General features: G+C 72.7%; 10 protein-coding genes. 8 read left to right on the forward strand and 2 right to left on the reverse strand.

Going from position 1 to position 7,193, the window contains the following annotated elements; all coding sequences use genetic code 11:
* The 8 genes from ACVMLK_RS18595 to ACVMLK_RS18630 form a co-directional block, all read left to right on the forward strand.
* The coding region (locus tag ACVMLK_RS18595) for a LysM peptidoglycan-binding domain-containing protein (protein ID WP_457487245.1) at positions 1–834 on the forward strand (834 nt) is incomplete at its 5' end.
* Positions 835–939: 105 nt separating this feature from the next.
* On the forward strand, positions 940–1,668 hold the full coding sequence (locus ACVMLK_RS18600) for a phosphatidylserine decarboxylase (protein WP_198365976.1): 729 nt from the start codon (positions 940–942) through the stop codon (positions 1,666–1,668).
* Positions 1,668–2,567: a CDP-alcohol phosphatidyltransferase family protein gene (locus tag ACVMLK_RS18605; protein ID WP_198365977.1), complete on the forward strand. Its 900-nt coding sequence runs from the start codon at positions 1,668–1,670 to the stop codon at positions 2,565–2,567. Before ACVMLK_RS18600 ends, ACVMLK_RS18605 begins: the two co-directional genes overlap by 1 nt.
* Positions 2,568–2,730: 163 nt before the next feature.
* Positions 2,731–3,429 (forward strand): S1 family peptidase, encoded by a 699-nt coding sequence (locus ACVMLK_RS18610; protein ID WP_422921725.1) that lies wholly within the window; start codon positions 2,731–2,733, stop codon positions 3,427–3,429.
* 140 nt (positions 3,430–3,569) lie between these two features.
* A complete protein-coding gene (locus tag ACVMLK_RS18615) occupies positions 3,570–4,004 on the forward strand; it encodes a CBS domain-containing protein (RefSeq protein ID WP_198365979.1) in 435 nt (144 codons plus the stop codon).
* A 101-nt stretch (positions 4,005–4,105) separates the two neighbouring features.
* Complete coding sequence (locus tag ACVMLK_RS18620) at positions 4,106–4,576, forward strand: hypothetical protein (protein WP_457487246.1); 471 nt, start codon at positions 4,106–4,108, stop codon at positions 4,574–4,576.
* A 181-nt stretch (positions 4,577–4,757) separates the two neighbouring features.
* Complete coding sequence (gene mscL, locus ACVMLK_RS18625) at positions 4,758–5,264, forward strand: large conductance mechanosensitive channel protein MscL (RefSeq protein ID WP_198365981.1); 507 nt, start codon at positions 4,758–4,760, stop codon at positions 5,262–5,264.
* Positions 5,265–5,309: 45 nt separating this feature from the next.
* Positions 5,310–5,702: a metallopeptidase family protein gene (locus ACVMLK_RS18630; RefSeq protein WP_457487247.1), complete on the forward strand. Its 393-nt coding sequence runs from the start codon at positions 5,310–5,312 to the stop codon at positions 5,700–5,702.
* 123 nt (positions 5,703–5,825) lie between these two features.
* On the opposite strand, the gene ACVMLK_RS18635 is transcribed toward ACVMLK_RS18630, so the two are convergent.
* Entirely contained in the window at positions 5,826–6,545 is a 720-nt protein-coding gene (locus ACVMLK_RS18635; protein ID WP_198365983.1) for an NAD-dependent deacylase, read from the reverse strand.
* Between the two features lie 93 nt (positions 6,546–6,638).
* Entirely contained in the window at positions 6,639–7,121 is a 483-nt protein-coding gene (locus ACVMLK_RS18640; protein WP_457487248.1) for a copper chaperone PCu(A)C, read from the reverse strand.
* Positions 7,122–7,193 lie beyond the last annotated feature (72 nt).

Consider the following 7,193-nt stretch of genomic DNA (forward strand, 5'->3'; position numbering starts at 1 on the left):
GCCCCGGCCGCCACCACCGCGCCCGCGGCCGACCGGCCCGTGGCGGGAGCGCCGCGCTTCGACATCGCCCGCATCGGCGCCGGTGGCGATGCCGTCATCGCCGGCCAGGCCGCGCCGGGGGACGAGGTCAGCCTCACCGGCAATGATCGCGAGCTGGGCCGGGCTCGCGCCGATTCGCGCGGCGCCTGGGTGATCCTGCCCGAGGTGCCGCTGGCGCCCGGGACCCATGCGCTGTCGGTGCAGGCGCGCGGCACCGATGGCAGCAGCCGGCTGGGCGGGGAGACGGTGGTGGTGGTGGTGCCGGAGCGCGGGGGCGAGGCGCCGCTGGCCGTCCTGCTGCCGCCGCCCGAGGCCCCCGGGCCCACCCCGGCGCGAAGCCTGGCCGGCACGCCGGGCCGGCTCGGCCTGGAGGTCATCGAATATGACGAGGAGGGGGCGATGCGCTTCGCCGGCGGCGCCCCGCCCGGCAGCCTGCTCCGCCTCTATATCGATCAGGCCCATGCCGGCGAGGTGCGGGCGGACCGGGAGGGGCGCTGGGAGATGCAGCCGGCGCCGACCCCCGAGCCGGGCCGCCACACCCTGCGGCTGGACCAGATCGGCGCCGGCGGCAAGGTGGCGGCGCGGCTGGAGCTGCCCTTCCAGCGCGACCGCCATGCCGGCCCGCCGGCGGCGGGGCAGGTGGTCGTGCAGCCGGGCAACAGCCTCTGGCGCATCGCCCGCCGCAGCTATGGGCGCGGCACGCGATACACGGTGATCTACGCGGCCAACCGCTCGCAGATCCGCGACCCGGCCCGGATCTACCCGGGGCAGGTCTTCGCCCTGCCGGCGCGCTGAGCCGGGCCGGGCGCCGAACCAGGGGGCGCGCAACCGAGGATCGGACGGCGGGTTGTCCCGCCGGGAGTTGTTTGGCTCCCCGCGACAGACCATAACCGGGGCATCATGGCGCTTATCGAAAGCCTTCGTCTGGTTCTGGCCCCGCCGCATCCGGCCGGCCGTCCCTTCATCATCGGCGGCGCGGCGGTGGCCGTGGTCGGGGGCCTGTTGCTGGGCTCCTGGCTGTTCTGGCTCGGCGCCGCCTTCACCGGCTTCTGCCTGTACTTCTTCCGCGATCCCGAACGCGTGGTGCCGGACCGGCCGGTCTTCGTGGCACCGGCCGATGGTCGGGTGGTCAGCGTGGCCCAGGCCGTGCCGCCCGCCGAGCTGGGCCTCGGCCCGGCGCCGCGCTGGCGCGTCGCCATCTTCCTCTCCGTGCTCGACGTGCATGTGAACCGCAGCCCGGCGGATGGCGTGGTGACCAAGATCGCCTACCGCGCCGGCAAGTTTGTCAATGCGAGCCTGGACAAGGCCAGCGAGGACAATGAGCGCAACGCGCTCGCCATCCGCCTGAGCAACGGGCAGGAGATCGGCGTGGTGCAGATCGCTGGCCTGATCGCCCGCCGCATCCTCTGCGACGTGCGCGAGGGGGACAGCCTGCGCGCCGGCGAGCGCTTCGGCATCATCCGCTTCGGCAGCCGCACCGACCTCTACCTCCCCGAGGGCGTCCGCCCGCTGGTCCTGGAGCACCAGCTGATGGTCGGCGGCGAGACGGTGATCGCGGAGCTGGACCCCGCGCCGCCGCGCCGCGCCGAGGGCCTGGCCGACCCCGCCGCCGCGGGTGGCCTCCTCTGATGGATGCGTCGCGCCGCCGCCGCTTCCGTTTCGCCCGGCGGCAGCGCCCGCGCCTTCAGGGTCAGTCCTTCAACCGGCTGATCCCCAACATCCTGACCCTGCTCGGCCTGTGCGCCGGGCTGCTGGCCATGCGCTTCGCGCTCGACGAGCGCTGGGAACAGGCGGCCGCGCTGATCATCCTGGCCGGCGCCATCGACGGGCTGGACGGCCGCCTGGCGCGGCTGCTCAAGGCGACCAGCCGCTTCGGCGCCGAATTCGACAGCCTGGCCGATTTCCTCTCCTTCGGCGTCGCGCCCTGCATGGTGCTGTATCTCTGGACCATGCACGACTATCGCGGCATTGGCTTCGTGCCCTGCGTCATGTTCGCCGTCTGCATGGCGCTGCGGCTGGCGCGCTTCAACGCCGCGCTGGAGGCGCCCGTGCCGCTGCCGGGGCCGGCGCCCAAGCCGGCCTATGCGCAGAGCTTCTTCACCGGCGTGCCGGCGCCGGCCGGCGCGCTGCTCGCCATGTTCCCGGTCTTCACCTCCCTCGCTTTCGCCGGCTGGGGATGGGACAGCATGGCCAACGCGGTGCGGCATCCGCTGTTCGTCGGGCTGATGCTGATCGGCACGGCGCTGATGCTGGTCAGCACATGGCCGACCTGGTCCTTCAAGAACTTCAAGGTGCGGCGGGAATACGTCCTGCCGCTGCTGCTCTCAATCGGCGCCTATGCCGCGCTGCTGGTCAGCGAGCCCTGGGCGGCCCTGGGGGCGGCGGGGCTGATCTACTGCGCCATGCTGCCCTTCTCGATGCGCTCCTACCTGCAGCTGAAGCGCGAGACGGAGGCCCTGATGGAGCCCATCGGCCCCTCGCCCGAGGAGGGCGTGGCGGAGGCCATGCCGGGGCAGCACCGACCCTGACGGGCCTTGCCGCCGGCCGGCGGTGAGGCTCGCAGGCCCGCATGGATCATTCTTGAGACTCCCGCGCCGGAATGCTAAGGATCCCAGGGGTTTCCACGAACATCCTTAACAGATACTAGAGATGTTCAGGGGAGATTAAACCTTTTGGTTTGATGGAGCGGCGATGCGGCGAGGCTGGACAAGGCGGCGTCTGCTGGTCGGGGCGCTGGGCGTTCCGGCCCTGTTGTCCGGCTGCGCGTCGCCGCTGGCGGAGCAGGCGCTGGGAACGCCCGCGCAGGACATCGCCGCGACCGGGATCGCCGCCCTGGAGGGGCGTGGGGTCGCCGTGGCCTTCGATGCCGAGCATGTGCTGACCTGCGCGCATCTCCTGGGCGGGAGCGGGCGGCTCCGCCTGACGCGCGGCGATGGGCGCAGCGAGGCCGAGGGCGTGGTTCTTGCCCGCAGTCGCCGCATGGATCTCGCCGTGCTGCGCGTCCCGCGTGGCTTCCTGGCGCCGGTCCTGCGGGCCGCCGACCGCCCGCGCGAGGGCGAGACGGTCTGGGCGGCCGGCGTGCCGCAGCTCGGCGCCGGCATCGCGCGGGGTCATGTCGAGGCGCCGGATGCCGAGATGCCGGGCTTCGGCCGGGGCTTCACCGCCCGCATGCCGGCCCTGATGGGCTATTCCGGCGGACCGGTCGTGGATGCGGAAGGGCGGCTGCTCGGCCTCACATCGGCCCTGCCGGACCCGGGCGCGGCCGGGGCGCTCGCCCTGCTGACCGGCGCCGACCTCGACGGGCTGACGCGGCGGGACCGCCGGATCTTCGCCCTGGCCATCCATCGTGCCGAGGCCGAGGCCCTGCATCTGCTGTCCCTGGCGGGGTAGGGCCCGCAACCGGAGCGCGCGGCGGATCACCGAGTTTTACCTGGACTTCGCTTCCCGCCCGCCGGCATCGTTCCGCGTGACAACCGAAGGAGGGGCGGCCGCCCCGGCCAGGCGCCCCTCCGGAACGAGGGAAGCGTGCCATGACCATTTCCCGGATCCTGCGCGACAAGGGCACGGAGGTCGTCTCTGTCGCCCCCGAGGATGACGCCATCGCCATCGCCCGCGTGCTGGCGCGGCACGGCATCGGCGCCGCCCTGGTGCGCGACGACACCGGCCGCATCCTCGGCATCGTCAGCGAGCGTGACATCGTGCGGGCCCTGGCGCGGGATGAGGCCGCCGCCGCCCGGCTGCCCGCCACCCGCCTGATGACCGCGGTGCGCCACACCGTGCTGCCCGAGACCCGCATCACCGAGGCCCTGGCCAAGATGACGGAGGAACGCGTGCGCCACCTGCCGGTGATGGAGGCGGAGCAGCGGCTGATCGGCATCGTCTCCATCGGCGACCTGGTCAAGGCGCGGATCGCCGATGCGGAGAACGAGGCCAGCGCCCTGCGGGACTACGTCACCTCGGCCTGAGACGGCCAGGCTCCCGGTGGCGAATCCGGTGGCCAAGCGCCAGCGCAACCTTTCGCGGCAGTCCGTGTTTGGCGCTCAGGATGACCAAAGGGAGAACTGCCATGAGGATCCTGATGATCGGCGCCGCGGGTCTGGCCCTGACCCTGGCTGCCTGCGGCACCAACGAGCGTGACCGGGTGCAGGGCGGTGCCGCCGCCGGCGCGGCCACCGGAGCGGGCGTGGGCGCGCTGGGCGGGCCGGTGGGCGCCGCGGTGGGCGCCGTCGTCGGCGGTGGCGCGGGCGCCGTGACCGGCGCGACCACCTCGCCGAGCGACGTGAACCTGGGCAAGCCGCTCTGGCGCGATCCCGAGGTCCGCACCCCGCTGGATGAGCAGAACCGCAGCCGCGCCCGCAGCTCCAGCGGCCAGCGCAGCACGCGCGGTGGCGATGTCAACGCGGCCTACATGGGCGGCGGCATGGTGGTCGAGGAGGGCGGCACGCCGCGCAACCCCGGCACCGCCCCGGCCTCCACCACGTCCACGGGGACCCCGGGCGCCACGCCGGTCAATCCGGCGCCGCGCGCTACCCCGTAAGGGCCGGCCTTCCCGGCGGCGCGCCACGCGGGAGATGGCGCGCCGCTCTCCGGGATGTTCCCTCGGTCACGGTTCCGCCTGGTTTCAGAGTGTGATGATGTGTGGCGGGCCGTCGCCGCAGGATGGCGCCGGCCGCCCCGCCGCATCGCCTTGTGCCGCAAGGCCTGACCGAGGATCCGCCATGAAGCCACCCATTCCCGTCCGCGAACCGCAATGGCTGAAGGAATTCAAGGCCTTCATCATGCGCGGCAATGTCATCGACCTCGCGGTCGGTATTGTCATCGGCGCGGCCTTCACGACCATCGTCAATTCACTGGTCGCCGACATCATCAACCCCCTCATCGGTCTGCTGATCGGCGGCGTGGACTTCTCCAACCTCTTCGTGGTGCTGAGCGGCGAACGCGGGCCCTCGCTGGAGGCGACGCGGCAGAGCGGTGCCGCGGTCATCGCCATCGGCCTCTTCATCAACGCCATCATCAAGTTCCTGATCGTCGCCATGGCGATCTTCTGGCTGCTGCGCGTGCTGACCAAGCTGCGCATCCGTGAGGAAGCCAAGCCGACCGAGCCGCCGGGCCCGACGACGGAGGAGAAGCTGCTGATGGAGATCCGCGACGCCATCCGCGATCAGGGCCCGTCCACGCCGCTGCCGGCCTCGCCGCTGCCGGCGCCGACACCGCCGGTCCGCTGAGCGGCGCGGTCGCGCCCGGACAGGGGTGGTGATAGAAGCCTGGTCATGCGCTTCAACCACCCCCCCTCCCTCGAGGATCTGCAGGAGATGGCCGAGACGGCCTTCTCCGCCATCCCCCAGGCCCTGCGCGACGCCGTCCGTGGCACCGCCATCCTGGTCGAGGACGTGCCCGACGAGGCCACGCTGGAGGCGCTCGATCTCGAGCACCCCTGGGAACTCACCGGCCTCTACCGCGGCATTCCGCTGACCGAGAAGACGCATCTCGGCATCGCCTCCGAGCCGGACACCATCCTGCTCTACCGCGAGCCCATTCTGGTGGAGTGGATCGAGACCGGGGAGGATCTGTTCCGCCTGGTCCGCAACGTGCTCATCCACGAGATCGGCCACCATTTCGGCTTCTCGGACGAGGACATCGCCCGCCTCGAGGGCGAAGGCTGAACCGCGGCCCGCCGCGGGCTTGGAGCAGATCCCGATCAGGTGGACTTACCTGATCGGGTGAAGCGGCTCTTGAGAACACTGTGCTGGAGCGGCTGCCGTGAGCCGGTGCGAACGGAAACCGCGCTAGCGGCATTCGGCCAGCAGGCCCTCCACGAAGGGCGGCACGATCTCGGTGGCGGGGCCGCGGTCCACCTCGTCGAAGAGATGCGACACGGCGCTGGGCTCGAGGTTCAGCTCCACCGTGCGGGCACGGTCGCGCACCGCCTCGATGAAGCCCGCCGCCGGATGCACCTGTCCCGAGGTGCCGATGGAGAGGAAAAGCTCGCAGCGCTCCAGCGCCGCCCCGATCAGCGACAGGCCGCGCGGCTCCTCGCCGAACCAGACGATGTCGGGCCGCAGGCCCCCCGCCTGGCCACAGGCGGGGCAGGGCGTCTCCGTCGAAAGATCCTCCGCCCAGTCCTGGCCCCGGCCGCAGCGCAGGCAGCGCACGCGGCACAGGCTGCCGTGCATGTGCAGCAGGTGGCGCGTCGCCCCCGCCATGGCGCGGTCGTGCAGGTCATCGACATTCTGCGTCACCAGCAGCACCGGCGAGGGCCAGTGGCGCACCAGGCGCGCCAGGGCGTGGTGCGCGGCATTGGGCTGGATGGCGGGATCACGCAGTTGCGCCCTGCGGGCGTTGTAGAAGGCATGCACGCGGGCCGGGTCGCGCGCGAAGGCCTCGGGCGTCGCGACATCCTCGATCCGGTGCTTCGCCCACAGGCCGCCCTCGTCGCGGAAGGTGGCGAGGCCGGATTCGGCGGAAACCCCGGCGCCGGTCAGGATCAGAAGAGGTGGTGCGCTCATGCCCCGCAGAACTGGGGCGCGGCCGGAGGCGGATCAAGCCTCCGGGAGACCATCCGCGGCGGCGGGGCGGGCGCTCCCCCCGCCGCCCTGGCCTCAATGCTGGTGCTGACCGCCGCGCGCCCCGGCGGCCTCCACCGCCAGATCGACCGTCACCGCGCCCGCGCGTTCGAAGACCAGCGTGACCGGCACCCGCGCGCCCTGCTTCAGCGGCTGCTTCAGGCCGATCAGCATCAGGTGGTAGCCCCCCGGGGCGAGCGTCACCTCCTGGCCGGGGGCGATGGCGAGGCCGCCTTCCACCGGCCGCATGCGCATCACTCCGCCATCCTGGATATGGGTGTGGATTTCCACCGCGCGGGCGATGTCGGCCTGGCCGGAGACCAGCCGGTCGGGCGTGGCGCCGGTGTTGCGCAGGGTCATGAAGCCGGCGCCGGTGCCGTTGGCCGGCGCGGCGCGGCTCCAGGGATGGCCGATGGCGATGTCGCCGGCGGTGTAGCTGTGCGCCAGTGCGGCGGCCGGCAGGGCGGCGGCGGCGAGGAGGCCGGGCAGCAGGAGGGAGAAGGAGCGTCGGGACGGCATGATGGCTCACACGGGCTTTGGGCGGCCGGGCGCCGGGGACGAGGCCGCCGGGCGCCGCCGCCTGGAGAGGAC

Source organism: Teichococcus aerofrigidensis (assembly GCF_054073225.1).